This is a genomic window from Planctomycetia bacterium (assembly GCA_015200345.1).
Classification (GTDB): Bacteria; Planctomycetota; Phycisphaerae; order UBA1845; family UTPLA1; genus PLA3.
Map to the genome: position 1 here is coordinate 2,644,040 of CP054187.1, position 24,695 is coordinate 2,668,734.

Annotated in this window: 23 protein-coding genes; 11 read left to right on the plus strand and 12 right to left on the minus strand. The window is 62.4% G+C overall.

Annotated elements, in window-relative coordinates; all coding sequences use genetic code 11:
- Window positions 1-8 precede the first annotated feature (8 nt).
- Window positions 9-1,118, minus strand: coding sequence for a hypothetical protein (locus HRU71_10795; GenBank protein QOJ03938.1), 1,110 nt, complete (start codon window positions 1,116-1,118; stop codon window positions 9-11).
- Between the two features lie 221 nt (window positions 1,119-1,339).
- Between HRU71_10795 and HRU71_10800 the strand changes: the two genes are divergently transcribed.
- The 9 genes from HRU71_10800 (at window position 1,340) to HRU71_10840 (ending at window position 11,937) form a co-directional block, all read left to right on the plus strand.
- Complete coding sequence (locus tag HRU71_10800; GenBank protein ID QOJ03939.1) at window positions 1,340-1,696, plus strand: STAS domain-containing protein; 357 nt, start codon at window positions 1,340-1,342, stop codon at window positions 1,694-1,696.
- A 65-nt stretch (window positions 1,697-1,761) separates the two neighbouring features.
- Window positions 1,762-2,163: an ATP-binding protein gene (locus HRU71_10805; protein QOJ03940.1), complete on the plus strand. Its 402-nt coding sequence runs from the start codon at window positions 1,762-1,764 to the stop codon at window positions 2,161-2,163.
- Between the two features lie 82 nt (window positions 2,164-2,245).
- A complete protein-coding gene (locus HRU71_10810) occupies window positions 2,246-2,563 on the plus strand; it encodes an STAS domain-containing protein (GenBank protein ID QOJ03941.1) in 318 nt (105 codons plus the stop codon).
- A 344-nt stretch (window positions 2,564-2,907) separates the two neighbouring features.
- Window positions 2,908-5,391: a S41 family peptidase gene (locus HRU71_10815; protein QOJ03942.1), complete on the plus strand. Its 2,484-nt coding sequence runs from the start codon at window positions 2,908-2,910 to the stop codon at window positions 5,389-5,391.
- A 241-nt stretch (window positions 5,392-5,632) separates the two neighbouring features.
- Window positions 5,633-6,919, plus strand: coding sequence for an endonuclease/exonuclease/phosphatase family protein (locus HRU71_10820; protein QOJ03943.1), 1,287 nt, complete (start codon window positions 5,633-5,635; stop codon window positions 6,917-6,919).
- A gap of 1,132 nt (window positions 6,920-8,051) precedes the next feature.
- Window positions 8,052-8,867 carry an acetyl-CoA carboxylase carboxyltransferase subunit beta gene (locus HRU71_10825; GenBank protein QOJ03944.1) on the plus strand — a complete coding sequence of 272 codons (816 nt, stop codon included), beginning with the start codon at window positions 8,052-8,054 and terminating at the stop codon, window positions 8,865-8,867.
- A gap of 493 nt (window positions 8,868-9,360) precedes the next feature.
- Window positions 9,361-11,202 carry a carbamoyltransferase gene (locus HRU71_10830; GenBank protein ID QOJ03945.1) on the plus strand — a complete coding sequence of 614 codons (1,842 nt, stop codon included), beginning with the start codon at window positions 9,361-9,363 and terminating at the stop codon, window positions 11,200-11,202.
- An 80-nt stretch (window positions 11,203-11,282) separates the two neighbouring features.
- On the plus strand, window positions 11,283-11,714 hold the full coding sequence (locus HRU71_10835; protein QOJ03946.1) for a hypothetical protein: 432 nt from the start codon (window positions 11,283-11,285) through the stop codon (window positions 11,712-11,714).
- A 22-nt stretch (window positions 11,715-11,736) separates the two neighbouring features.
- Window positions 11,737-11,937: a hypothetical protein gene (locus HRU71_10840; protein ID QOJ01968.1), complete on the plus strand. Its 201-nt coding sequence runs from the start codon at window positions 11,737-11,739 to the stop codon at window positions 11,935-11,937.
- Here HRU71_10840 and HRU71_10845 read toward each other — a convergent pair.
- Complete coding sequence (locus HRU71_10845) at window positions 11,934-12,977, minus strand: DMT family transporter (protein ID QOJ03947.1); 1,044 nt, start codon at window positions 12,975-12,977, stop codon at window positions 11,934-11,936. The two genes, HRU71_10840 and HRU71_10845, sit on opposite strands and share 4 nt — an antisense overlap.
- Before the next feature lie 389 nt (window positions 12,978-13,366).
- Here HRU71_10845 and HRU71_10850 point away from each other — a divergent pair, with 389 nt between their 5' ends.
- A complete protein-coding gene (locus HRU71_10850; GenBank protein QOJ03948.1) occupies window positions 13,367-13,744 on the plus strand; it encodes a hypothetical protein in 378 nt (125 codons plus the stop codon).
- Window positions 13,745-13,873: 129 nt separating this feature from the next.
- Here HRU71_10850 and HRU71_10855 read toward each other — a convergent pair whose 3' ends face one another.
- The 6 genes from HRU71_10855 to groL (HRU71_10880) all read right to left on the minus strand — a co-directional run bounded on the left by HRU71_10855 (window position 13,874) and on the right by groL (HRU71_10880) (window position 20,226).
- A complete protein-coding gene (locus HRU71_10855; GenBank protein ID QOJ03949.1) occupies window positions 13,874-14,293 on the minus strand; it encodes a zinc ribbon domain-containing protein in 420 nt (139 codons plus the stop codon).
- A 72-nt stretch (window positions 14,294-14,365) separates the two neighbouring features.
- On the minus strand, window positions 14,366-15,016 hold the full coding sequence (grpE, locus tag HRU71_10860) for a nucleotide exchange factor GrpE (GenBank protein ID QOJ03950.1): 651 nt from the start codon (window positions 15,014-15,016) through the stop codon (window positions 14,366-14,368).
- Between the two features lie 100 nt (window positions 15,017-15,116).
- Window positions 15,117-16,256 carry a molecular chaperone DnaJ gene (gene dnaJ, locus HRU71_10865; GenBank protein QOJ03951.1) on the minus strand — a complete coding sequence of 380 codons (1,140 nt, stop codon included), beginning with the start codon at window positions 16,254-16,256 and terminating at the stop codon, window positions 15,117-15,119.
- A 126-nt stretch (window positions 16,257-16,382) separates the two neighbouring features.
- Complete coding sequence (gene groL, locus HRU71_10870; GenBank protein QOJ03952.1) at window positions 16,383-18,002, minus strand: chaperonin GroEL; 1,620 nt, start codon at window positions 18,000-18,002, stop codon at window positions 16,383-16,385.
- 132 nt (window positions 18,003-18,134) lie between these two features.
- Complete coding sequence (gene groES, locus HRU71_10875; protein QOJ03953.1) at window positions 18,135-18,434, minus strand: co-chaperone GroES; 300 nt, start codon at window positions 18,432-18,434, stop codon at window positions 18,135-18,137.
- A 118-nt stretch (window positions 18,435-18,552) separates the two neighbouring features.
- Entirely contained in the window at window positions 18,553-20,226 is a 1,674-nt protein-coding gene (gene groL / locus HRU71_10880) for a chaperonin GroEL (GenBank protein QOJ03954.1), read from the minus strand.
- Between the two features lie 386 nt (window positions 20,227-20,612).
- Here groL (HRU71_10880) and HRU71_10885 point away from each other — a divergent pair, with 386 nt between their 5' ends.
- Window positions 20,613-21,890 carry a Rieske 2Fe-2S domain-containing protein gene (locus HRU71_10885; protein QOJ03955.1) on the plus strand — a complete coding sequence of 426 codons (1,278 nt, stop codon included), beginning with the start codon at window positions 20,613-20,615 and terminating at the stop codon, window positions 21,888-21,890.
- Window positions 21,891-22,218: 328 nt separating this feature from the next.
- On the opposite strand, the gene HRU71_10890 is transcribed toward HRU71_10885, so the two are convergent.
- The 4 genes from HRU71_10890 to HRU71_10905 form a co-directional block, all read right to left on the minus strand.
- Complete coding sequence (locus HRU71_10890; GenBank protein QOJ03956.1) at window positions 22,219-23,082, minus strand: ABC transporter permease; 864 nt, start codon at window positions 23,080-23,082, stop codon at window positions 22,219-22,221.
- A gap of 116 nt (window positions 23,083-23,198) precedes the next feature.
- Window positions 23,199-23,546, minus strand: coding sequence for an STAS domain-containing protein (locus HRU71_10895; GenBank protein ID QOJ03957.1), 348 nt, complete (start codon window positions 23,544-23,546; stop codon window positions 23,199-23,201).
- Between the two features lie 130 nt (window positions 23,547-23,676).
- Window positions 23,677-24,132: an ATP-binding protein gene (locus HRU71_10900; GenBank protein ID QOJ03958.1), complete on the minus strand. Its 456-nt coding sequence runs from the start codon at window positions 24,130-24,132 to the stop codon at window positions 23,677-23,679.
- Window positions 24,132-24,578 (minus strand): hypothetical protein, encoded by a 447-nt coding sequence (locus HRU71_10905; GenBank protein QOJ03959.1) that lies wholly within the window; start codon window positions 24,576-24,578, stop codon window positions 24,132-24,134. The genes HRU71_10900 and HRU71_10905 overlap by 1 nt, the downstream gene beginning before the upstream one ends.
- Between the last annotated feature and the right edge of the window lie 117 nt (window positions 24,579-24,695).

Below are 24,695 nucleotides of genomic sequence, written 5' to 3' on the forward strand. Positions count from 1 at the left end.
CGCGCCGTTTATTCGTCGAGCAGCAACTGCACGAACGGCTCGACGTCTGCGAGCGACACGGCCGCGTCGAGGTTCACGTCGGCGCGGCGCAGGAAGCACGACGGGAACGCGGCGGTGTAGGCAGGCCGGTCGACGAGCGTGAGGACAAACGGGGCGATGTCGGCGCCGTTGACGGTTCCGTCACAGTTCATGTCGCCACGCGGGTTGAGAATGACCGAGTCAACGTACGGCGTGTAAGCTCGCAGCGTCACTTCGGTCGCGCGGACGGCCTCGGCCAGCGTCATGGCATAGCCGACGTGGATATGCCCGCCGGCGACGTTGTAGGCCGGGTCGGACGGGTTGCTGTGCAGATCGTGCCACCAGTTGCCGTGGTAGCCGATGTAATTAGACAAGAAGGTGCCGTTGTCGATGACGGAAGCGTAGGGGTTGAGTGCGTCCAGGGCCGGGTCGGCCAGCACGGCGTTGATGATCGCCTGCTTGGGCAGCGTAGAGAACCGTTCGGTCAACGGCGGCTCGAGGTCGATGATCGGCAGACCGGGTCCGGGGCGCGTCGGAGCGAGGTAATCGGGCGTCCAGCTGTTGGTCGCGTAGGTGCGGTTGCCGCCTTCCAGCTCCCAGTCGCGATTGTTGGCCGCGCGGCTGAACGTGATCAGGGCGATCGGTTTCATCGCCGTCAGCAGCGGCCACCAGTCGGCCGAGGTGTCCTGATAATCAACTTCGAAGTCGCCTTCGCCCTTGTTCAGGCCGTTGGGGAACTCGGGGAAGAACGAGTAGATGTTGTAACCGCGGTTTTCCCAGTTCTCGCCGACCCAGCCGCCGGGGTTCTGGACGGCGCTTTGGCTGAACGGTCGGACCATTTCGTTGGTCGGGGGCCAATAGCCGGTGAGGAGAATGTGCGGCAGGCCGTTATTTGACAGTTGTAGATTATCAACCGGCGCGGCGCGCAGCCCCGCCGGCAGCTCGAGCCGCCGGGCGTAATCCGGCAGGAGCGCGCCGTCCGGCTCGCGCGTGTCCTGGGCGACGGCGGCCGACGTGATCCCAAGTCCCGTGAGGAGCGCCAGCGCGGTCGTTTGAGCGGCGCGGGCCAAGTGCCGAGAGCAGTGGATCGATTTCGCCATGCTTTGTTTCCCTCTGCACAGGCCGCCCGGTTCAAGTGGCCGGCCCGCCGTTCCTTCGCGCTCGCCACGAACGATCGCCTTGGCCCTTGCGATCATTGTAACCAAACGTCGCCGGGTACTGGTAACGCAGTGGGGGGCGGGCTTGGCGGGGGCCGGGCCGCGGGCTAGAATCAAGGCACGTCGGGAGTTAGCGACGCCGACGCATCCGGGAGCGAGGATCCATGGCCGAACCTACTACACGGCTCAAAGTCAAGCATCAGGGGGGCGTGTCGATCGTCGAGTTCGCCGATCGCAAGATTCTCGACGAGTTGTGCATCCACGAAATACAGGAAGAGCTGGCCAGCCTGGTGGACTCGAGGACGTCCCGCAACCTGCTGCTTTCCTTTAAGAACGTCGATCATCTTTCCAGCGCCGCTCTCGGCATGCTGATTACCTTGAAGCGCAAGGTCGAGGAGGCCAAGGGCCAGCTCAAGTTGAGCGACATCAACCCACAGATCTTCGAAGTGTTCAAGATCACCCGGCTGAACAAGATTTTTGACATTCATCCGACCGGCGACAAAGCCATCGCCAGCTTCTGATAGCCTCGCGTGGCGGTCAGGCGCCTCGCGGCGTACCGACCCAAGCAAATTCCAAGAACGGGTTGATGGCCTTGAAAGAGATCATCCTTCCAAACGACCTCGCGGCGGCCAAAGGACCGGAGGAAGAAATCCTCAAAGCCGCCGCCGCCTGCGGCTACGGAGCCAACGCTTCGTTCGCCATCAAGCTCGCCCTGGAAGAGGCCCTCACGAACGCGTTTCGCCACGGCAACAAGTGCGATCCCTGCAAGTGCATCAGGCTGCGCTACGAGGTCACGCCCGAACGCGTCGAAATTGAAATCCACGACGAGGGCGAAGGCTTCGTGCCCGATGCCGTGCCTGATCCGACCCAGCCCGAGTACATCGACCGCCCGCACGGCCGCGGCATCATGCTCATGAAAGCTTACCTCGATGTCGTCGAGTACGGCCCCGTCGGCAACTACGTACGCCTCGTGAAGTTGAACAAGTGAGCCGGACATGGTTTCGCCCTCGGAAAAACAATCTCCCGCCTCGACCACGCCCTTCGCCGCGTCGGTGGAATCTCTTCCGGACATGACCATCGTGCACCTGGCAGGTTCGTGCACCATGATGGAGTCGCAGCGCCTCGCCGATGAGCTGATCAAGGCCGCCTCGCGCCCGCGCCCGCTCGTGCTGATCGACATGGCCGGGCTGGACTTCATCACATCCAACGGGCTGGGCAGCATCGTGGCCGGATTCCTGCGCTGCCGTCGGCAGGAAGGCGAGATGTGGCTGGTCGGCCCGCGTCCGGCGATTCACGAATTGCTCCAACTGACCCGGTTGACGGCGCTCTTCAAGGTGTACGATTCACTCGATGCCGCCCGGGCCGCTGCCGTGTCCCGGCCCCATTGAATCAGGCGCCCCGCCTCGCTCGGCCCGTTTCCGGCCCCATGCACGGTTCCCCGAATATCCGATGTTTACGGTAAGTGCCCCGTGCGCCGCGCTCGGACCGAGAACATTGAACCTTGCGAACGATGAAACATATAATTGATCAGGAACCGCAATACGATAGAGCCATGATTCCGGCCTATCCGCGTGTTCCCGCCGGCGAAGCCAGCCCCGCGGACCTTGGCCGGAGATGGCCCTGCGCCGGTGGTCGTCCTCCTTGTGGAGGCGTTTACCCACCTGCTGAAACCAACCCGGGGATAGCCGAGTCGCGCTGCTCGCGCGGCAGCCGGCTTGGAGGATTCTCACGCATGACTCGTCGCGCAACGCTTCGCCTGGCGGTTCTCGCTCTGTTTGTCGCGTCAGCCTTCCGGACGACACCGCTTTGGGCCGGCCCGACGGATATCACCGAACCCGCGCTGGCATCGGCCTCGGCGCGCGAGCTGTGGCGCAAGGGCAGCGACCAGGTGCTCTCGGGTGACTTCAAGAGCGCGGTGCGCACCCTGGAGCAGGTCCAGTCGATCGAACCGGGTCACGCGCAGATCAGTTCCGTGCTCGGCTGGCTCAAGGAGGCCGAGCGGCTCGAGGCCAATCGCGAGAAGCTACGCACCGAGGTTTATCAGTACTACGTCGATCAGGCATTGAAGGCGGCGAAGGAAGCGCGCGAGTGGCAGGCGATGACGCCGGCCCAGCGCGAAGAAACGCTGAAGAAGGAGCGCGCGGATAAGAAGGCCAAGGCCGACGCGGCGAAACAGGCCGACGGCGATAAGAAAGACGAAGACGCCAAGCCCACCGCGAACGACGAGGGCAAGGATGACGACGCGACGGCCGTCGCTCCTGACGCCGGCGAGATGGACGAAGCCGATCTCGGCGCGGCGCCCGATACCGACAAATTGGACGACAAGGGCTACAAGTGGAGCAAATCGCTGGCCTATGCGCAGGCCGCGATGGCCAACGCCGCCAGCGAGGAGGAATTCCGCAAAGAGACGTGGCTGAAGGAGATCGTCAGCAATGTCCTGGTTGAGATCGAGCGGCACAAGGAGAAGCGCGAATGGCGCGATGCCGCCGCCCTCTACAGCATGTTGCAGGGCATCTTTCCGAAGAACAAAGACTACGAAGACGGCTTCGATTACACCAGCAAGCGCGCCCATCTCGATATTGTCTACGGTCCCAAGTCGACGTGGCGGAATGACCTGCGCGGCGTCACGGCCGGCAGCATCGCCCAGATTCTCGACCGGATGGACGAAGACTACGTCGAAGAGCCGGATTTCAAGAAGCTCTGCCTGAACGGACTGGAACACCTGATCATTCTCGCGCAGGCGGAATCCATCGCATCGACCTTTCCGACGCTGGGCGACAAGGACCTGGTCGATCATTTCGTCTCGCGGCTGAACGGCCTCATCAAGCATCGCGTCAAGGCGAAGGCGTCGTTCAACGCGCGGCAGGTGCGCAGCGTGTTCAACACCGTGCTCGATGCCAACAACGACAGCCTGCGCCTGCCCGAGGCCGTGCTGGTGGATGAGTTTGTCTCCGGCATGTTGGAGCCGCTGGACGAGTTCACGTCGGTCATCTGGCCGTCGCAGGTGGATGATTTCAACAAGCACACGCGCGGGGATTTTGTCGGCGTCGGCATTCAGATCACGCAGGAACTGGGCAAGCCGGTCCGCGTGGAATCGCCGCTGGAGGATTCGCCCGCCTACAAAGCCAACATCAAGCCGGGCGATCTCATCACGCACGTCGACGGCAAGAGCACGATCGACATCAACATCAACCAGGCCGTCAACCTCATCACCGGCGAGCCGGGCACCAAGGTCGTTCTGACGATTGAAGACTCCGTCAGCAAGAAATCGCGCGACGTCTCGCTCATCCGCCAGCACATCAAGCTGCGCACCGTTCGCGGCATGGTCCGCGACGAGACCCGGGCCACCGGCTGGGACTACTTTGTCGATCCCGACAGCAAGATCGGGTACGTCCGCGTCAGCGGCTACATGGACAAGACGGTGGAAGACCTCGAGCACGCCCTCGATCAGATGGAGGACGAAGGGTGCCGCGGCCTGATTCTCGATCTGCGCTTCAACCCCGGCGGCCTGCTCACGGCGGCGGTCAAGATGTGCGAATTGTTCGTGAAGGAACGCGATCCGCTTGTGCAGACCAAGGGCCGCAACCGCCAGCAGAACATGGAGATCCTCGCGCGAGCCGATTCGCGGTTCAACCGCCCGCTGATCGTGATGGTGAACGAATACAGCGCCAGTGCCAGCGAGATCGTGGCCGGAGCGCTGGCCGGATTGCAGGAGGCGTGCATCCTCGGCGTGCGCACCTTCGGCAAGGGCAGCGTGCAGAACCTGATCCCGATCATGGACAACCAGGCCTATTTGAAATTGACAACAGCCTATTATTACGTGTACGACAAGAACCGCCCGGGCGACCCGTGGTACTGCCTCCATCGCAAGAAGGAGTCCGAGACCTGGGGCGTCGAGCCGCACGTGACAATCAAAATGATTCCCATGGAACTGTCCAAGGTGCTGCGCCTCCGCCGCGAGCGCGACGTGCTCAAAGGCCGCGATCAGGCCGAAGTCCCCAGGGAAATTCTCGAACGCCGTGCCGCCAGCCAGCCCGATGAAGAGCTGCCCAAAGACCCCGATCCCGACACCGATCCGCAGCTGGTCGCGGCCGTCAACATGATGCGCCTCAAGCTCATGAGCAAGCAGCCGTGGGTCCTCGCGCCGGCTGCCGCGCCGCGGGTCGCCCGCGGCGCCGCTGTCGAGCAGCGCACCCCGGACGAGACGCCGCGCTGATCCGCGCGGTCAACCTGCATCGTGATGGATGACTCTGTGTCGCCGCATCCTTGGGCGGGCGGGTGCGTCCCAGACCGCGCGTTTCATCTTCGCTCGCCGCGTCTGCGGCCACGTTCGTGCGCGCTCCGGGGTGGATCGCTTGCCGCGATTTCGCACTACGCCCATTCCGCTTACCATCTCCACCCTGAAGCGAACAAACGGCACGGCACGTTCCCGGCCGTTGCCCGGGAGGGGTCTATTCATGACACGCCTGCGATATCTTACGTTCTGTCTTTTTTTCTCGCTCGCCCTGCCGCTCCGCGCGCAGGAGACGGACAAACCCGCCGAGCCGATCGCCGCGTCGCAACCTAGCGCGCCGCCCGCATGGGCCGGCAAGCCCCTGGTGAAATGGCAGGACGCGAAAAACCATGTGGACGAAGAAATCGTCGTGCAGGGTCGCATCGTGCAGGCCCGCAACATGGGGAACATCACGTTCCTGAACTTCGACACCGCGCGGACGTTCACGGCCGTCGTCCACCAGCGCAATTACAAGAACTTCAAGACACCCGCCGAGAAGATGTTCGAGGGCAAGACGGTCCGAATCCTTGGCATCATCAGCGAGTATCGCGACAAGCCGCAGATCGAGATCATCAAACCCGACCAGGTGATGATCGTGCCCGACGATGCGCCCGTGCCCGAGCGGCCTGCGGTGTCCGCCCCGCGCGAATTCAGCGGCACGGTCACCCTCGCGACGTTCAACATTCTTAATCTCTTCGATGCGCACGATGACCCCTATCACCTCGACGAGGGGACCGATCCCAAGCCCGAGTCCGAGCAGAAGAAAGTGGCCGCGATGATTCGCAGGATCGATGCCGATGTGCTGGCGCTGGAGGAGGTCGAGAACGAGGGCGTTCTCAAGCAATTCGTCGATACGCATTTGGCGGACATGGGCTACAAGAACGTCGTCAGTTTTGCCAGCAACGACCGGCGCGGAATTGAATGTTCCGTGGTTTCGCGTCTCCCGGTGGGTCCGGTCACGTCTTATCGGTTTGTCGATTTCAGCGACGGCTCGGGCGGCCAGACGCGTTTTCAACGAGACTTGCTCCGCGTGCGCATCCTGCCGCCGGAGGCCCCGGCCTTCGATGTATTTGTCGTGCATCTCAAGAGCAAGCGCGGCGGCGAGGAAAGTTCAGGCCGAATCCGCACGGCCGAGGCAAAGGCGGCGAGGAAGATCATGGACGAGGTGCTTGCAACAGATCCCGAAGCGTTGTTTGTGATCTGCGGGGACTTCAACGACACGTTTGACAGTCCGTCGCTGAAGTTGATTCGCGGCGAGGGCGAATCAGCACTTCGTGACTTTTTGCACGATGTCCCGAAATCAACGGTGAGTTTCAACCAGGCGCCATACAGGAGCATGATTGATTTCATCTTTGCGTCGCCGGCGATGGCGAAGCGTTACGAGGCGAAGACGTACCAGGTGATCCAGAGCAGCAAACAGGAGGGGGGTTCAGACCATAATCCGGTCGTGGCGAGGTTCAAGTTGAAGTGATCTTCAAGCCCGCCGGGCGGTACCGAGAGTTTCGATTTGGAAGGCTGAATGGTCGCGCTATTATGGGGCGAAACTATGCTGCACAGCATTCAAATAATGCTCTGGATTACGGCTTGGCGGCCCGGAGCGGTTTATTATTAACTCTTTTAATTTCAGATACTTACGAACTACGCAGGGAGGGGCTTAAGCGGTATCCAATTCAGTTTCCCAGGAATCGGGAAGCGTGAAGTAAAAAAACCCTTTTGACGGGCCGATTAAGGTGTTGACACCGCATTCCCAGTATAGCTAAACTTCGCCCTCGTTGTCAGGCGATAAAGCCTGAAAGGTCTCGCCCTTACGGCGCGGCAAGGCCGAGGCACCTAGCAACTGTTCAGGCGTTCCCGCTGAACAGCCGTGCTCTGGGCCATCGGAGTGTGAAGAGTCTAAGCGGGAACTCATTTGAAGAATTGAGGTGTCTGATGTGGTGGGACGTTTTGCTCGGTGCGTTGATCGGCTTGATCGACCTGAATCCGCTGCTGGACTTCGTCCTGACGCCGCTTAGCTGGGCGTTGCTGTGGTTTGGCAACTAGTTCGAGTTGAATTGCGACGCGCCGTGTGGCGCGTCCAACTAAGTTCCTTTTTTTGAAAAGGAAGGATACACATGGTTTGGGATTTTGTGATTGGTGCTTTGATCGGTCTTATCGACCTGAACCCGCTGCTGGACTTGATCCTGACGCCGCTTAGCTGGGCGCTGCTCTGGTTCGGCAACTAAGCCGACCTTGGCAAAGTACGCAGTGGGCCGATGAGGCCAACTAGCAGGTTTCCGTCCGAGAGGGCAGACGGTCTCGAGATCGTCAGAGTGGACTCGGGCAGGAATCGCAAAAAGCCGCCTCCCTTTGAACTTTGTTTTCAACGTGGCAGGAAGGCGGCCATCGGGTCGGACCACATGGCCCGTCATGACCCAGGCATCCAGCGCTCCATGCGAGTGCTAAAAAAGTCTGCTTCTGCTAGCAGTAGCAGGACCTGCGCGTGAGTCACGTTCAGGTCCTGTTTCATTTTTACTTGCGCCAGTGATACCATAATTGTTTTGAACAAGAGGCGCGGGGCCGCTCGGATCAACACCGACCCCAGTTGCCGCCGCCTTGTCACCGCGATGACTACGAAAACCATGGCCAAAGTAGAAGTACCCGAGGGATTGTGGCTGCGCTGCCAGGGTTGCAGCAAGATGATCTTCCGGAAGATTCTGGAGGAGAACCTGCTTGTCTGCCCCGAGTGCCAGCATCATTACCGTGTCGATGCGCGAACGCGCGTCACACAGTTGACCGACCCCGACAGCTTTGAAGAGTTCAACGCGGGTCTGGTTTCGAGTGATCCGTTGAATTTCAAGGACTCCGCCGGATACAAAGATCGCCTTTCCGCCGCCCAAAAGAAAACCGGCTTGACGGAAGCGGTTCTCACCGGCCGGGCCTACATCAAGGGTCGCCCCGTCATCCTCGCGGTGATGGATCCTTTTTTCGTAATGGGTTCGATGGGCACGGTCGTCGGCGAGAAGGTCACTGCGGCGATCGAGCGCGCCACCGACGAGGAGTTACCCGCCGTCATCGTGACCTGCTCCGGCGGCGCCCGCATGCAGGAGGGCCTGGTCAGCCTCATGCAGATGGCCAAGACGTCGGCGGCCGTCGCACGGCACGATGATCACAAGGGGCTTTACATCACGGTGATGACCGACCCGACGACGGCCGGCGTGGCGGCGAGCTTTGCATTTCTGGGGGATGTGATTCTGGCGGAACCCAAGGCGATGATCGGCTTTGCCGGCCCGCGCGTCATCTGGAACACGGTGAAGGTGGATCTTCCGGAAGGATTCCAGACGTCGGAGTTCATGCTGGAGCACGGCTACATCGATCGAATTGTCCCGCGGTCGGACCTTCGCAGCGAAATCGCCCGAATCATCGACTATTGCGGGAAGTGATCGCGAGGCCCCCTTGCCGCGATTGGGTATCGCTGGCGAACCGGACTCTTGGACATGCCAAGAGGCTGGGCCTTTCCACCTTCCTTGCACGCGGTGTTGCGCAGCGTCAAAACCTGCTTCCGTGTAGGCGTATCAACTGGTTCGGGTTGGTATTATCGGTCATTTCGCATTCGATGAATCCTTGGTCAATCTTGTGAAAACGCCGACGCCGTCAGCCGATGGAAGCACAGCAGACTTGGTTTAAGTGCTTTCGACAGGCCAAGTTGGATCGCGTGGATTAGATGGGGCTTTTCCGTGAAGGCGCAACAACTCAAAGGGCCGGATCGGACGGCGGCGAGTTGCCTGTTCAGACCTGGAATGCGATAATCACAGGTCTTTGATTCCGGTGTCAACAGCCTTGCCGCCGGCGAGACCATGCGCGACTGAATGGGTGTGTCTCGAAACGCGTGGCAATCGGGAAAGAGCAAAGCGTCAAGCGAACGTTGAGCCGATTATGAACATCCTTGGAATATCCGCCTTTTATCACGACAGCGCGGCCTGCCTCGTTCGCGACGGCGAGATCATCGCCGCGGCCCAGGAGGAGCGCTTCACGCGAAAGAAGCACGACTACCGATTTCCGAACAAGGCGATTGATTACTGTCTCGCCGAAGGCGGCATCACGCCGGAGCAGCTCGATCACGTCGTGTTCTATGACAAGCCGCTGCTGAAGTTCGAGCGGCTGCTGGAGACGTACCTGTCTTATGCACCGGCCGGGTTGAAGAGTTTCATGCAGGCCATGCCGTTGTGGATGAAGCAGAAGCTGCACCTTCCGCGGGAAATGGATCACGGCCTGAAGAATAAATATAAAGGTCGCTATATCTTCACCGAGCACCACGAGTCGCACGCGGCCAGTGCCTTCTTCCCCTCGCCCTTCGAGGAGGCGGCCATCCTGACGCTGGACGGCGTTGGCGAGTGGGCGACGGCCAGCTACGGCTACGGCCGGGGCAACAGGATTCACATTTCACACGAGATGCATTTTCCGCATTCGGTGGGTTTGCTGTATTCGGCGTTTACCTACTACTGCGGGTTCAAGGTCAACTCGGGCGAGTACAAGCTGATGGGCCTGGCGCCCTACGGCGAGCCGAAGTTCGTTGATCTCATCCTGAAGAATCTGGTCGATCTGAAGCCCGACGGGTCGATCCGGATGGACATGAAGTACTTCAACTACTGCCAGGGGCTGACGATGACCAGCCCGGCGTTTCATGACTTGTTCGGCGGACCGCCGCGCGGGCCGGAGTCGAAGCTCACCCAGCGCGAAATGGACATCGCCGCGTCGATTCAATGGGTGACCGAGGAAATCATGCTCCGCGCCGCGCGCCACGTACACAAAGAGAGCGGCGGCATGAAGAATCTCGTGCTGGCCGGCGGCGTCGCGCTGAACTGCGTCGGCAACGGTCGCATCCTTCGCGAGGGGCCGTTCGAGCGGATCTGGATTCAGCCTGCGGCCGGCGACGCCGGCGGGGCGCTGGGCGCGGCGCTGTTTGTCTGGCACCAGTTGCTGAACAAGCCGCGTCAGGTGCAGCCCGATCTGGACTCGCAGCGCGGTTCGCTGCTCGGTCCGGCTTACACGACGGAGCAGATCCGCCGCATGCTGGACGAAGCCGGCGCGAAGTATCACTACTTCGAGCGCGAGGAAGACGTGATCGACCGCATTGTCGAGGCCATGACGAACGAAAAGGTTGTCGGTCACATGGCCGGTCGCATGGAGTTCGGCCCCCGGGCGCTGGGTTGCCGTTCGATCATCGGCGACGCGCGTTCGCCGGCGATGCAGTCGGTGATGAATCTGAAGATCAAGTTCCGCGAGAGTTTCCGGCCGTTCGCCCCGTGCGTATTGCGCGAGCACGTGCACGAGTATTTCCAGATGCGGCCGAACGAGGACAGCCCGTACATGCTGCTGGTCGCGCCGGTTCGCGAGGAGAAACGGATACCGTTGAACGGCGAGTCGGACAAGCTGTTCGGCATCGATAAGCTGAAGCAGTTGCGTTCGGTGGTGCCGGCGATAACTCACGTGGATTATTCGGCGCGCGTGCAGACGGTGGATCCGGTTCGTCACCCGCGGATGTACCGCGTGATGTCTCGGTTCAAGGAGAAGACCGGCTGCCCGGTGATCATCAATACGAGTTTCAACGTTCGCAGCGAGCCGATTGTCTGCTCACCCACGGATGCGTACCGGTGTTTCATGGTCTGCAACATGGACGTGCTCGTGGTGGAGAACTTCATCATGTACAAGCATGAGCAGAAGCAGATGACCGAGGCGGAGATTCAGGAGTACCTGGCGCAGTTTCAACTGGACTAAGCGTGTGTCCGGCGCCGCACGGCTCACCGGCTGTCAACCGGCGCCTCCGGATTTGAGGACACCCCCGAGACGAAGTCATCATGATTCAAATCGACTGGAAGCCATCGAACCGCGTCCTCCGCAACTTCGGGTTGATCGGCGTGGTCGCGTTTTCGGCATTCGCCGGCCTTGTTCATTACCAGGTCGGCATGTTCAAATTGATTCCCGGCACGCCGCCGGTGCTTTACACGCTGCTGGGTCTTGCGGGGTATTGCGGTGTGTTCGCGCTGGTCGCGCCGCCGGCGCTGAAGTGGCTGTACATCCTGCTGACGGTGGTGAGCTTCCCGATCGGATTCGTCGTGTCGTACGTGGTCGTGCTGGCCATGTTCTTTCTGGTGATTACGCCGATTGCGCTGATCTTCAAGTTGACCGGGCGCGATCCGATGAACCGAAAGTTCGATCCGTCGCTGGCGAGTTACTGGATTCCTCGCACGCCACCGTCTTCGGTGAAACGCTATTTCCAGCAGTTCTGATGCCGCAACCTCGGAGCCTGGCATGTCAAACCACGATGATCAGAATGATTTTTCTCGGGAAGCCGAGGGCGGACGGACCGGTCTGGCGTCCGAGTTTGTCGATTTTCTTAAGCACAACAAGAAGTGGTGGCTGCTGCCGATTCTGCTGGCGATGGTCGCCGTGGGCGTACTGATCGCGCTGGGCGCAACGGGTGCGGCACCGTTCATCTATCCGCTGTTTTAGGCTTGAGGCTTGGGGCGTGAGTCGCCGCGACGGAGCGACCCCGCCGCGGGCGTGGTGGTCGGCACGCGGGACGCGACGAAGATCCCCAGCAGGATGATCCCGCCGCCGATGCCTTGCATCAGGCGAATCGCTTCGCCGAGAAAAAAGTAGGCAAACAGCGTCGCGCCGATCGGCTCGCCAAGGATGCACACCGCGACGAGCGTGGCCGGCAGATGGCGCAGTGCGTAATTCAGCGACGTGTGGCCGATGAGCTGCGGTACGAGCGCCAGCAGTATGAGATAGACATACGTCGCGCGGTTCAGGCCCAGCACCGTCGCCCCTTGCGCCAGTGAAATCGCCGCCAGCAGCAAGGCCGCCACGCCGTAGACCGGCAGCACATAGGGCAGCAATTCCACCTCGGCGCGCACCCGACGGCCGATGAGCAGGTAGCACGACGCCATCACGGCTCCCGCCAGCGAAAGGAAGTTCCCATACAGCGCGCCGGGCTTCTCGGTCGGCCCGGGCTTGACGATGGGGGCTGCCTTGGTCCCATCGGCTTCGACCACGCCGGCGTCGATGGGCGTTGCGCCGGAGGCCGATGGAATCCGCGCGCTCACTTCGGCTGATCCGGCTGCATCGGAGAGGCCGATGAGTGTGCCGCCCACGACGGCCATCACGATGGCGATGATCAGATTGCGGTGCAGCTTTTCTTTGAGAAAGACAAACGATGCGATTCCGACGAAGATCGGGTTGGTGGTGACCAGCACGACCGAGGAGAGCACGCTGGTGTGCCGGAGTGACGCCACCCAAAAATAAAAGTGCAGCCCGAGGAACAGTCCGGCGAAGATGACGGCGCGAACATGCTTGCGCGGCAGGGTCAGCGCCCGGCGGCGGTGCGCGGCGATGGCCGGCGGCACCAGGCAGAGCGTGGCGAGGACCATGCGCGTGGCGGCGATGATCACGGGCTGCGCGTCGTGGCTCAACTTGATAAAGATGGCGGCCGTGGAGATGGCGACGATTCCGACGCCGACGATCCATGGCAGTGCGCGCGGATGATTCATGGGTCTGGATATGTAGCCGAGGCGGCGGCGTGAGGGAAGAGGCGGTGAACCGGACGTGGGGAACTGTACCCGCTGGGGAATCGGAGCGGGGTAGTTTCGCCCAGAATTGCTATAGGTCCGGTTCCGATCATCCTTGGGAAAAGCATAAAAGGGCCGTCCTGTGGCGGTTATCTTGCACGAGATGGCGGGTCGGCGTCTGGCACGTCGCGTGTAGGGGTAGATGCGGCAGGCGGTCGCGCGCCGCGCGGAACGAGTTGACGTCCCAGCCGCTTGTTGCGTGTGTCGCGCGCAAGCCTGCCGAGGATATCCGTCTGCCGTAGAAGTGACGGAGGGCCTCGCTCGCCACGTGGGGGAGTCTTGCATTGTTGGATGAAAAAGGAATCGGTGACATGGAGTCTGCCCTGGCGGAAACCCGGTACATGCTCAAGCGGTGGCAATTGTCGGCGTCGGCGACGGGGTACATCTGGATCAAACCAACGGTCGATCGGCTTAGCCCGGAGGAACTCGCGGGCTTTCTGGCGCTGCTGCGCCGCGCGTGCGAATCGCAGCAACCGCGGATGATCATGTTTGATTTTCACGAAGTGCAGATCGTGGGGCACCAGTGGACAACGGTGGAGTCGCTGCTGCTGGACTTGGCGAGGTCGATGCACGCGCGGTGCCGGGTGGTATCGTCACCCCAGCGGCCGGTGTCGGCGTTCTTTGTGTACCAGGATGCCGCGGAGTTCGGAGCGGCCGGCCCGCCGCAGAGCGCGATTCCTGCGGCGTGACCCATCCGAGCCGCCGCCGTCTGGCGTCGGAATGGGACCCGCGTTCGTCAGCAAGGGGTCATCTTGCCCAAGCAAAGCGCCTCGATGTCGGCGCGCGGACCGCTCCTGACGGTCGCGGCTAGCTTCGATTCACTTCTTGCGCCGCGTGCCTGGTTTGCCAGGATGCTTCGAGACCGCTGTCGCTTTCGCACCGGCTGCCTCCTTGCCAGGCGATGCCCCCTTGGACGCATCGGCGGCGACGGGTGCGCTCGACTTTGCCGCGCCGTCGGTTGGCGTGGCCGTTGAAGGCGACTTGGCTTCCGCCGTTGCTGGCTTGGCCTCTGCCGCCTCCGCCTTGGCGGCCTTGTGATACGACTCGCTGCGGTAGTCGGTCTGGTAGAAGCCGGAGCCTTTGAACAGGACCGCGCCGCCCGGGCCGATCAGCCGCTTGACGGGCGTGACCTTGCAGCAGGACTCGCACTTCGTGCGGCGCAGGGGCGATGCCTTGATCGACTGAAACACTTCGAAGACGGTCTGACAGTTGTCGCAGCGGTATTCGTAGGTCGGCATGAGTCGTGCTTCCTCAAAACTCCCGGTAGCCCGTTCGGCGTCCAGCCATCGCGCGAGTCATCTCCGCGGCGGCTAACTGCTTACGTCGTTCGGATCGCCCTGGCTTTTCCCATCCCCCGTCGCTGCGTCGGCGCTGATCGCCACGCGCGCGGGGCGAAGCACCCGATCGTGCAATCGGTAGCCCCTTTGCAATTCCGCGCAGACCGTGCCGGCCGGAAACGTCGAATTCGCATCCTGCATCAGCGCCTCGTGAATTTCCGGGTCGAACGGCCTGCCGACGGCCTCGATCGGCTCGATGCCGTGGGCCTTGAGCACTTTCGCGAACTCTTCGGCGAGCAGCTTTACACCCGCGCCGACGGGGTCGTCAGGCGGGAGGTGGTTCACGTGTTCCAGCGTGCGATCGAGGCTGTCCACGACGGGGAGCAGCTCGCGGGCGAGATCGGTCGCGGCGTGCTTGAGTGCCTGGGCGTGCTGCTGTTGCAGGCGGCGCGAGACGTTCACGGTCTCGGCCTGCGCGCGGAGATATTTGTCTTTGTATTCCTCCACCTCGCGGCGAAGGGCGTCGATGGGATCGGCCGGCGCGGGCTGGGCCTGATCCGCCGCGGCGTCGCCCGCGTCCGTCGCGTCGCTCGGCGCACCGCCGTCGGCGTATTGCTTCACTTCGTCATCGGTGGGGGTCACGATCCTGGGTTCTTCCTTCTTCATATCGTTTGCCTGTTGCATCGCGCGATCATTGGTCGATTTCAACGAGGCGATCTTCACCGGTCATGTTCGGCCGCGCGGGCTGAAGCCCGCGGCTCGTAACGGAAGTACCACCTGCGCGTCAATCCTTCAGGGTCGACAAGAACTCCTTCAGCTTGTCAAAAAAACCACGGCTCTCGGGCAGCACGCGCTTGTCCTCCGTCTCGGCGAACTCGCGGAGCAGTGCCTGTTGTTTGTCATTCAGCCGCCGGGGAATCTCCACCAGAACGGCCACGATCTGGTCGCCCCTGCGGCCGCTACGAACGTCGGGCAGCCCCATCTTCGGCAGGCGAATCATTTCGCCGTGTTGCGTGCCGGCGGGGATTGTCACCACGGACTTGCCGGTCAGCGTCGGGATCTCGATCGTCGCGCCCAGCGCCAGTTGCGTGAACGACAACGGCAGACGAAAGAGCAGATCGTTGTTGTGCCGCTCCAGGAACGGGTGCGGCTCAACACGAATGTGGCAGTGCAGGTCGCCGCGCGCCGCACCGTGATCGCCCGGCTCACCCTCCCCGCGAAGTCGAACGACCTGACCGTCGTGCACGCCCGCCGGAATCTTCACGGTGACAATCCGTCGCTTCGCCATTCGACCGCTGCCGCGACAGTCCTTGCACGCTTTCGTGATCGTGCTGCCTTTGCCCCGGCAGTCGGGGCAGGCCGTCACCACGCGCGACGAAAAGAAACCCATGCTTGTCGTGCGCTCGACCTGGCCGTAGCCGCCGCAGGTGGAGCAGCTCTTCATGGCCGTTCCCGGCTCGGCGCCCTTCCCACCGCACCGCTCGCAATAGTCGTTCCGGCTGAACTCGATTTGACGCTCGACATCGTGGGCGACTTCGGCCAGCGTCAGAACGATCTCCGTTTGCAGATCGACGCCGCGCGAGGTCCGCCGCCCGCCGCCCAGGTCGCCGAAAATGTCCCCGAAGATGTCCCCGAAGACGCTGAAGATGTCGTCGGCCCGCATGTGCGAAAAATCGTGTACCGCCGTGCCGCTTAGCCCGGCATGGCCGTAGCGATCATAGCGGCTGCGCTTCTCCGGGTCGGACAACACCTCGTAAGCCTCGGCGGCGGCCTTGAACATCTCCTCGGCATTGGGGACGTCGCTCGCGCGGTCGGGGTGATACTTCATCGCCGCCTGACGGTAGGCGCGCTTGATCTCGTCCGGCGAGGCCTCGCGATGGACGCCGAGCACTTCGTAGTAGTCTTGTTTGATTGCCACAGGCATCGCCGATCTTCTTGTAGCCGGCGGATCGCTTTCCGTCGGCTGCATCCGCTTGAAAAAACATCGGGACGCAGGCCGCGACAGGCCCCGTCCCGATGTGTTCCATCATACGCGTGTCATTCTCTTCATCTATCGGACGGAACCGGGAATCGGCTGCTCTTTGTCCTTGTCCTTCAGCTCCGTGATCATCACGTTGGACATCAGCAGCACGCCGACCACGCTGGCCGCGTTTTCCAGCGCCGAGCGGACGACCTTCGCCGGGTCGATGATGCCGGCCTTGAACAGATCGCAGAACTCATCGCGCCGGGCGTCGTAGCCGAAGCTGCCTTTGCCTTCGAGAATCTGCTCGACCACCACGGCGCCATCCTTGCCGCTGTTCTCGGCGATCTGCTTCGCCGGGGCCGACAGCGCCGAGGCGATGATCATCATGCCCGTCTTCTCGTCGCCCTCGGCGGTTTTCGCGGCGGCCTTCACGGCCTCGATGCTGCGAAGCAACGCGACGCCGCCGCCCGGGACAACGCCCTCCTCAACGGCTGCCTTTGTCGCGTGGAACGCGTCGTCCACGAGATCCTTGCGCTCCTTCACTTCGATCTCGGTCGCGCCGCCGACCCGGATCACCGCGACGCCGCCGGTCAGCTTCGCCAGACGCTCCTGGAGCTTCTCCTTGTCGTAGTCGCTGGTGGTCTTCTCGATCTGGGCGCGAATCTGATCGGCCCGCGCCGCGATGTCGCTCTTCTTGCCGGCGCCCTCGATGATCGTTGTGGTGTCCTTGGCGATGACGACTTTCTTCGCGCGGCCGAGCTGATTCAGCTCGAGGCTCTCCAGCTTCAGACCGCGATCCTCGCTGATGAATTCCCCGCCGGTGACAACGGCCAGATCCCCCAGCATGGCCTTGCGACGATCGCCGAAGCCCGGGGCCTTCACCGCGCAGCACTTCAGAATGCCGCGCAGGCGGTTGACCACCAGCGTCGCCAAGGCCTCACCCTCCACGTCTTCGGCGATGATCAGCAGCGGCTTGCCGCCGGTCAGAATCTTCTCCAGCAGCGGCACAAAATCGCGCAAGGAGCTGATCTTCTTCTCGTAAATGAGAATGTACGGATCTTCCAGCACGCACTCCATGTCGGCCGCATTCGTGATGAAGTACGGCGAGATGTAGCCCTTGTCGAACTGCATGCCCTCGACGACGTTCTTCTCCGTCTCGAAGCTCTTGCCCTCTTCGATGGTGATGACGCCTTCGGGACCGACCTGTTCCATCGCTTCGGCCAGCAGCTTGCCGATCTTCTCGTCACCGTTGGCCGACACCGTGCCGACCTTCGCGATGTCCTCGCTGCCCTTGACCTTCACGGAGAGCTTGCGAATCTGCTCCACCGCCACGGCCACCGCGCGATCCATTCCGCGCTTCAGCAGCAGCGGGTTCGCGCCGGCCGTCACATTACGCAGGCCTTCCTTGAAGATGGCCTCGGCCAGCACCACGGCCGTCGTCGTGCCGTCGCCGGCGACGTCGCCCGTCTTGCTGGCAACTTCGTTCACCATCTTCGCGCCCATGTTCTCGAACGGCTCGGGCAGTTCGATCTCCTTCGAGACCGTCACGCCGTCTTTTGTTACGCGCGGCGCGCCCCAGCTCTTCTGGAGCAGCACGTTGCGGCCGGTCGGGCCGAGCGTCACCTTGACCGTCGACGCCAGCTTCGTCAGGCCCTCGCGAACGGCCTCGGCGGCTCGCGCACTGAACATCATCTGCTTCGCTGCCATGGATCATTCCTCTCGATCAATGCGGCCGTCAGGGGCCGATTATCCATTCGTTCGCTCCCTCATCCTTTCCGGGAGAGGGCCGGAGTGGGGTACGATGTACGAAATCGACGCGCCCACCACACCCAATTTCGATTACTTCTCCAGGATCGCCAGCACGTCGCTCTCGCGGATGACCGTGTACTTCTTGCCGTTCACGGTCACTTCCGTGCCGGAATACTTGCCATAAAACACGTCGTCGCCGACGCGGACCGACAACGGACCGCGGTTGCCGCTGTCCAGCAGCTTGCCCGGGCCGACCGCCAGCACCTTGCCGCGCGTCGGCTTTTCCTTCGCGTTGTCGGGCAGGACGATGCCGCCGGCCGTGCGCTCCTCGGCCTCATGCTGCTCGACCACGATGCGATCATCCAACGGCTTGATGTTGATGCGTCCCATGTCTGTCACTCCTAAGAGGTTGTCTGTTTTCTTCAGGCGCTTGGCGCCGTTTGTAACTATTGGTTGCGACTTCGAATACGATTGCTCCGCGATCGGCTCTTTGTTGACGGCGTGCGAACTACATCATCCCGCCCATGCCGCCCATGCCGCCCATCTCGTCGTCGTCGTGACCGTGTCCGGCATGGCCGTCGTCGCCGTCGGTCTTGGGCTTTTCGGTGATGCAGCAATCGGTGGAGAGCAGAATGCGCGCGACGCTCGACGCGTTTTGCAGAGCCGTGCGGACGACCTTGGTCGGGTCGATGACGCCGTCCTTCACGAGATCGGTGTACTCGTCGGTCAGGGCGTTGTAGCCGAACGCGCCGCTTTTCTGCTCAACGCGATGCACGACCACGCCCGGCTCGACGCCGGCGTTTTGCGCAATCGCCATGATCGGCGCGAGCAGCGCCCGCCGGATCACTTCCACGCCGACCGCCTCGCCCTCGCTCCTGGTGCGAACGCCATCCAGCGCCGAGCGCGCCCGCAGCAGGGCCACGCCGCCACCGGGAACGATGCCCTCTTCAATCGCCGCGCGCGTCGCGTGCAGCGCGTCTTCGTAACGCGCCTTCTTCTCTTTCAACTCCGCTTCGGTGGCTGCGCCGACCATGATCTGCGCCACGCCGCCCGACAGCTTGGCCAGGCGCTCCTGGAGTTTCTCGCGGTCGTAGTCGCTCGTCGTATTCTCGATTTCCTTGCGGATCATTTCGATCCGGCCCTGGATCGCCTTGCTTTCGCCGGCGCCTTCGACAATCGTCGTATTGTCGGCATCGACGTGAATCTTCTTCGCCTGGCCCAGGTCGGTGATGGCCACGTTGTCCAGCTCGATGCCGAGATCCTTGAAGATCGGCTTCGCCCCGGTCAGCACGGCGATGTCTTCGAGCATGGCCTTGCGGCGGTCTCCGTAGCCCGGCGCCTTCACCGCGCACACCGGAAGAATGCCGCGCAGCTTGTTTACCACCAGCGTCGCCAGCGCCTCGCCCTCGACGTCTTCGGCAATGATCAACAGAGGCCGCTTCGTCTTCGCCACCTTCTCCAGCAGCGGGACGAGCTTGGTGATGTTGCTGATCTTTTCCTCGTAGACGAGCACGAACGCCTTGTCGAGTTCGCACTCCATGTCGTCGGGATTGGTCACGAAATGCGGCGAGAGATAGCCGCGGTCGAACTGCATGCCCTCGACCACTTCGATCGTCGTCTCGGCGCTCTTGCCCTCCTCGATCGTGATGACCCCGTCCTTGCCGACCTGCTTGAAACACTCGGCCAGCTTCTCGCCGACTTCGCGATCGTTGTTCGCCGAGATGCTCGCCACGCGGATGATGTCCTCCACGTTGCGATCGTCGGCCTTCACCGGGCGCGACAGCTTCTTCAGCTCCTCCGTGATCGCCGCGACGGCCTTGTCGATGCCGCGGCAGATGGCCATCGCATCGGTCCCGGCGGCGACGTTCTTGAGACCCTCGCGAAAGATGGCTTCGGCGAGGACGGTGGCGGTGGTGGTTCCGTCGCCCGCGGTGTCGGAGGTCTTGCTCGACGCCTCCTTCACAAGTTGCGCGCCGAGGTTTTCGTATTTGTCGGAGAGTTCGATTTCTTCGGCGACGCTCACGCCGTCCTTGGTCACGGTCGGCGAGCCCCAGCCCTTGTCGAGAATGGCCGTGCGGCCGCGGGGGCCGAGGGTGGCTTTGACGGCCGATGCGAGTTTTTCAACGCCGTTCAACAATGCCGCGCGGGCATCATCGTGAAATGAAAGCTGCTTGGCGCCCATTTTTGCAGGTCTCCTTTTGGACGTAACCGAATGCGTGTGATCGTGTGGCGTATGCCTGTGATTTGCTTTGGGGAGGGGCGTCCGCCGCCCCGGTTCAGACCGTCTCCTCGTTCTTGCTTCGAGAATCAAGGGCAAGCCTTGTGCCGAGATGGACCGTACACTGTGGACTTTGCTTAAGTGCTGGATAGGGCTTGGGTTACCAATTGCAATCGGGTGCTGTTATCTTTGGGCGGTCGGTCGTCAAATCTGCCACAAAGGCAGCCGCCGACGGGTGGACTGCCGAACTGTCACGGCATTTCCATCGGGGCGCGGGGCCGGTGGAGCGAGCCTGTGCGGGTCAAGGCGGAGTTAAACTGGGCTGGGAATTCACACGACGGGAGCCGCCGATGAGCGATCATGTGCGAACCATCCTTAGCCAGTATGACTCGACGGCGCCGCTGGAGCGGGCATGGACCATTCCCGCGCCGTGGTACACCGAGCCGGCGGTAGCGGAACTGGAGCAGCGGGCAGTGTTCTGGGCGAACTGGCACTACGTCTGCCCGCTGGAATGGCTCGAAGCCCCGGGTTCGTTTGCGACGGCGGTCGTCGCCGGAGAGCCGATCGTGGTGGTGCGCGGTCGGGATGGCGTGCTGCGGGCGTTTTTCAACGTGTGTCGCCATCATGCGGCGGCCGTCGCGACCGACGAATGCGGCACGTGCTCGGTGCTGCGCTGCCCGTACCACGGGTGGACCTACGATCTCGACGGTCGTCTGAAAGGCGCGCCGGAGTTTGAAGGCGTGGAGGGTTTTGATCGCGCCGCGTCGGGGCTGATGCCGGTGACGGTGGACACCTGGGAGCGATTTGTGTTCGTGCGGTTGGATTCCGGCGGGCTGACGCGATCGTCGAATCCCTTCTGCCCCTTGGGGGAGAGGTTGGGTGAGGGGGAAAAGCCGACCGAATCCACTGGTTCACCCTCACCCCGGCCCTCTCCCTTAAAGGGAGAGGGTGTGTCGACGCCGTGCGGTAGCGGCGCGGGCGCGCATCGTGCGGCCGGCGGCATGTCGCTGAAAGAGCACCTCGGCGGCATGGCGGCGGGGGTGGCGAAGCTGGAGTTGGCGCGGCTGAAGTTCTTCGAGCGGCGGCGGTGGACGCTGAATTGCAACTGGAAGGTGTACGTCGATAACTATCTCGACGGCGGGTATCACGTCCCGCATTTACATAAAAGCCTAAGCACCGTGCTGGAATACAGCGATTACCTGATCGAAAACGGCGAGCGATTCTGCCTGCAACACAGTCCGCTCAAAAGCGGCAAGGACGCCGAGACGGCCGCCGTGCGCAAGGGCGATCGGGCCTATTACTACTGGCTGCACCCGAACTTCATGCTGAACTGGTACGAAGGGGTGATGGATGTGAATCTCGTCCTGCCGCTGGGGCCGGACCGGTGCGAGGTGATTTTTGATTTCTTCTTCGACGACGTGGGCGAGTCTGCGGCGGCGCGGAACCGGGCGAGCCTGGCCGTCGGCGAGCGCGTGCAGCAGGAGGATATTGACATTTGCGAGGCGGTGCAGCGCGGCCTGCACAGCCGGGCGTACGTGGCGGGGCGATTGAGCGTGCGCCGCGAAGGGGGGGAGCATTTGTTTCATCGGTTGTTGCACGGGGATTTGACGGCGAGGTGTCGCACATAAAGTAGAATTATTATTCGCACGAAGAGAGCATAATCTTTGCAATAGCAGTTTGGTACATACGAATTTTGTGGACGCAGCTCGGGGCAGTCAGACTAGGCAGATGTTGTCAGCAGAGCAAACCGGTTTCAAACTCCTCTCCCCCTTGGGGGAGAGGTTGGGTGAGGGGGACAAGTAGTTCAACCGAAAGGATTCACCCTCACCCCGACCCTCTCCCTGAAAGGGAGAGGGGGTTTTGAAACAGCCTGTACGTTCTCCGGGCAGAGGAGGGGGTATCACACAACTGACTGGCGCTCGAGGCTCGGATGTCGCCTCACGCAACGTTTAGCAATCAGATATTGAACGCATACAGCAGCGCTGTGACGGCCACGTCGGCCGTGATGAGCGCAACGATGCATTTGACGACGGTGTTGGTGGTCGCGCGGCCGACGCCTTCGGCGCCGCCGGTGACGTTGAGTCCCTCGTAGCAGGCGATGATGGCGATGAGAAGGCCGAAGATGGGGCCTTTACCCAGGCCGCTAAGGAAGTCCTTTGTCGTGACGGCGGCCTGCGTGGCGGAGAGGTAGCGGTCTGGCGTGATATTCAAGACACCTGTCGCGGTGATGAATCCGCCGAGCACGCCGACGACGTCTGCGATGACGATCAGCATGGTGAGCATGATGACGGTGGCGAGAAAGCGCGGCATGACGAGGAATCGCACGGGGTTCAGGGCGATCGCGCGCAGGGCCTTGATCTCTTCACCTTCGACCATCGTGCCCAGCTCGGCGGCGATGCTCGCACCGGCGAAACCGGAGAGCACAATGCCCGACAGCAGCGGCCCCAGCTCGCGGAACATGGCGATGACGACGATGTCGGCGATGCGCTCGATCTGGCCGTAGTTGCGCAAGGTCGGGGCCATTTGCAGGCTCAAGATGATGCCGATGAAGGTCTGCACGAGGGCGATGATGGGAATGCTGCGGATGCCGACGCGAACCATTTGCGCGAGCAGGTTTTCATAGCCGATGGGGGCCTCGCGTCGGACGGCGGTGCGGTAGAGCCAGGTGAAGGTGTCGCCGAGGAGATAGACCATGCCGCCAAGCATGGCGACGAAGCGTCGGCCGTTCTCCGCGCCGGAGAGGACGCCCTCGCCGAGCGCGGCGACGCCGCGCTGCCAGGCGGAGGGGAGCGGGTCGGATTGGGCGGAGGTGTCGCTCATGAGATACCGACGCAATGAGCCGCGGGCTTCAGCCCGCGCGGCGATGGATGCGCGATGGTCCGTTCACGCTTGTACATAAGGCCGCGCGAGCTGAAGCTCGCGGCTCTTTTGAATCGTCACGCCGTCAGGGCGGAGGCCTGATCGTCGCAGATGGTGAAAAACTTATCGAGCTTGGTGATCTCAAACACGCTGCGCACGCGGGGGTTCATGCCGAACAGAACCATCTTGCCCTTGTAGTCGCGCACGCGGCGGAAGACCTCGACCAGGGTGCCGACGCCCGACGAATCCATGTACGGCACCTCGCGCAGATCCAGCACCAATCGCTTGGGCCGCTCACCGGCCACGTCGGCCAGCGCCGCGTGCAGCGCGGGCGAATGGTGCAGGTCGATATCGCCGCCGAGGACGACGATCGTTCCGTCGTTGTGCTTGTCGATGCTTTTGACGAGGCCCGAAATTTCCGCCATGGCTGAATTCTCTTTCTCGACGGCGCCGCCACCATCCCTGCGACGCCGCGGTCTCTCGCGAAAGGCCGGCTCATCCTTGCTTTCCGGCCGACTCCCTCTGCCGCATCCGCCGTACCGCGCCCCGCTTGCTTCAGGCCGATGCGCCGCCTGCCGGTTGTGGCGATACATACTTTACCATGTCGAGCTGCATTCCGCCGTCGGGCGGGCAACTGTACTCAAAAAAGTCCATTACCGTCTGTATGATGTGCACGCCGAGCCCGCCGGGGCGCACGTCCTCGAGATTTCGGCTGCGTATCGTGGCCGGGTCGACCTGCCGCCCCTGATCGCGCACGGTCACGGCGATGCCCGGGCGGCCGTCCTTCGATTTGACCGGGGCGAGCGTGATCTGAATCGGCTGGTCGGGTTTGCCCTCGTAGCCGTGCTTGATGACGTTGGAGAGGGCTTCGTCGATGGCCCAGGTGAGCGCGTGGGCGTCGGTCTCTCCGAAGCCTTCGAGGCCGGCCATGCGCTCGACGGCACCGCGCACGATGGGCAGGCACTTGGTGCTGCTGTGGATCGAGAGTTCCACGCGGTTGGAATCCGACATCAGTCTCTGACCTCTGCGGGTGCGGCGATTCCCGATCCGTGGCCTACGTCTGCGGGCGGTGCCGCCTTCCGGGAAGTATCCTGATTCATTGACATCTTGTGCGCGCCTTGGTCAATGTAGGCGCGCCAGCGTTGGATGGCGGCGAGACGGTCGGCGCTGCTCTGGCCCGATTCCAGCCCGAAGCGCTCGCCCGTGAGGCGCTCCAGCGCCAGCATGGCGAAAAACTGCACGCCGCTGTCCTCATCTTCGAGGCGATCGACGATCAGGGGGACCGCCGCCCGGTCGTCGGCCTTGGCAGCGGCCTGGACGGCCATGATGCGCTCGGTGGGGTCGTCGGAGTTGAAGTTGGCGCGATAGGGCGGGATGTTGCATCCGACGAGCGCGAGGGAGGCGATGGCCCAGGCGTGGGTGAAAGGACGTCGGGATGGGCGGTGCTGCCAGATCAAACGAAGGCTCCTGCTTGGATTAGTCTACGAGGACAGGGGCGGTGGTACAAATTCCGGTGGTGAACCTGGGCTGTGAGTTGTTGAAACGTGAAAGAGGTGATACGCGACGGTGCGTGA

Coding starts and splice junctions, on each gene's coding strand:
- HRU71_10815 (QOJ03942.1), top strand. CDS start 2,908: ATGACTCGTCGCGCAACGCTTCGCCTGGCGGTTCTCGCTCTGTTTGTC.
- groL (QOJ03952.1), bottom strand. CDS start 18,002: ATGGCAGCGAAGCAGATGATGTTCAGTGCGCGAGCCGCCGAGGCCGTT.
- HRU71_10900 (QOJ03958.1), bottom strand. CDS start 24,132: ATGTCGGATTCCAACCGCGTGGAACTCTCGATCCACAGCAGCACCAAG.
- HRU71_10795 (QOJ03938.1), bottom strand. CDS start 1,118: ATGGCGAAATCGATCCACTGCTCTCGGCACTTGGCCCGCGCCGCTCAA.
- HRU71_10800 (QOJ03939.1), top strand. CDS start 1,340: ATGGCCGAACCTACTACACGGCTCAAAGTCAAGCATCAGGGGGGCGTG.
- HRU71_10810 (QOJ03941.1), top strand. CDS start 2,246: ATGACCATCGTGCACCTGGCAGGTTCGTGCACCATGATGGAGTCGCAG.
- dnaJ (QOJ03951.1), bottom strand. CDS start 16,256: ATGCCTGTGGCAATCAAACAAGACTACTACGAAGTGCTCGGCGTCCAT.
- groL (QOJ03954.1), bottom strand. CDS start 20,226: ATGGGCGCCAAGCAGCTTTCATTTCACGATGATGCCCGCGCGGCATTG.
- grpE (QOJ03950.1), bottom strand. CDS start 15,016: ATGCAACAGGCAAACGATATGAAGAAGGAAGAACCCAGGATCGTGACC.
- HRU71_10890 (QOJ03956.1), bottom strand. CDS start 23,082: ATGAGCGACACCTCCGCCCAATCCGACCCGCTCCCCTCCGCCTGGCAG.
- groES (QOJ03953.1), bottom strand. CDS start 18,434: ATGGGACGCATCAACATCAAGCCGTTGGATGATCGCATCGTGGTCGAG.
- HRU71_10850 (QOJ03948.1), top strand. CDS start 13,367: ATGGAGTCTGCCCTGGCGGAAACCCGGTACATGCTCAAGCGGTGGCAA.
- HRU71_10825 (QOJ03944.1), top strand. CDS start 8,052: ATGACTACGAAAACCATGGCCAAAGTAGAAGTACCCGAGGGATTGTGG.
- HRU71_10895 (QOJ03957.1), bottom strand. CDS start 23,546: ATGGCGGAAATTTCGGGCCTCGTCAAAAGCATCGACAAGCACAACGAC.
- HRU71_10820 (QOJ03943.1), top strand. CDS start 5,633: ATGACACGCCTGCGATATCTTACGTTCTGTCTTTTTTTCTCGCTCGCC.
- HRU71_10885 (QOJ03955.1), top strand. CDS start 20,613: ATGAGCGATCATGTGCGAACCATCCTTAGCCAGTATGACTCGACGGCG.
- HRU71_10805 (QOJ03940.1), top strand. CDS start 1,762: ATGGCCTTGAAAGAGATCATCCTTCCAAACGACCTCGCGGCGGCCAAA.
- HRU71_10845 (QOJ03947.1), bottom strand. CDS start 12,977: ATGAATCATCCGCGCGCACTGCCATGGATCGTCGGCGTCGGAATCGTC.
- HRU71_10855 (QOJ03949.1), bottom strand. CDS start 14,293: ATGCCGACCTACGAATACCGCTGCGACAACTGTCAGACCGTCTTCGAA.
- HRU71_10840 (QOJ01968.1), top strand. CDS start 11,737: ATGTCAAACCACGATGATCAGAATGATTTTTCTCGGGAAGCCGAGGGC.
- HRU71_10835 (QOJ03946.1), top strand. CDS start 11,283: ATGATTCAAATCGACTGGAAGCCATCGAACCGCGTCCTCCGCAACTTC.
- HRU71_10830 (QOJ03945.1), top strand. CDS start 9,361: ATGAACATCCTTGGAATATCCGCCTTTTATCACGACAGCGCGGCCTGC.